1 protein-coding gene is annotated in these 556 nt (G+C 58.5%); it reads right to left on the bottom strand.

All coding sequences use genetic code 11. From position 1 onward, the window contains the following. The coding region (locus IVB31_RS19020; protein WP_247325073.1) for a caspase family protein at window positions 1-545 on the bottom strand (545 nt) is incomplete at its 3' end. Between the last annotated feature and the right edge of the window lie 11 nt (window positions 546-556).

The following is a 556-nucleotide window of genomic DNA, read 5'->3' as shown; positions in this document are numbered from 1 at the left end:
GCGTAGGTGAACACGCCATGGCCGTGGTAACCCTCAAGAGCCGGAGCATCATCCGTCGTTGCGGTGAGAAAAGTCCTGCCCGTCGCTCTCGCCATGCGGTTGAGGGCTCCGAGACGCTCGTCAATGTCGCTACCTCGAACGTTGCCCGTGAGCGAGCCGCTCTCGCAGGTGTCGTAGAGCAAGATGCTCTTGCGCGCCGGGATCTTGGCGAACCAGGCCTGAAACTTGCCCTGATCAATGCCTGACTTCTCTATCGAGGTCTCGTCTTCATAGCGGAAGTCGCGCGGTAGGAAGTAGTAGCGGCCGTTCTTGGTCTTGCCGTGGCCGGCCAGGAAGAACAGAAAAACGTCTCGTGGCTGCACCTTTGCACCGAGTTCGCTGAACACCTTGTCGAGATTGGCAACGTTAACATCACTATCCAAGACGTTAGTGACCTGGACATCAGCGTAAAGTCCAGCGCCAGCCTGGCGAAAGCCCTCAGCTAAAGCCAACGCGTCGGGCACGGCGTAGGCTAAGTGCAAGCGGCTGTCGTAGTAGTCGTTCACGCCAACCGACA

It is taken from the genome of Bradyrhizobium sp. 21 (assembly GCF_023073335.1).
GTDB lineage: Bacteria > Pseudomonadota > Alphaproteobacteria > Rhizobiales > Xanthobacteraceae > Bradyrhizobium.
The sequence above is the reverse complement of the archived record's forward strand: the minus strand, read 5'-3'. Positions and strand labels throughout refer to the sequence as shown.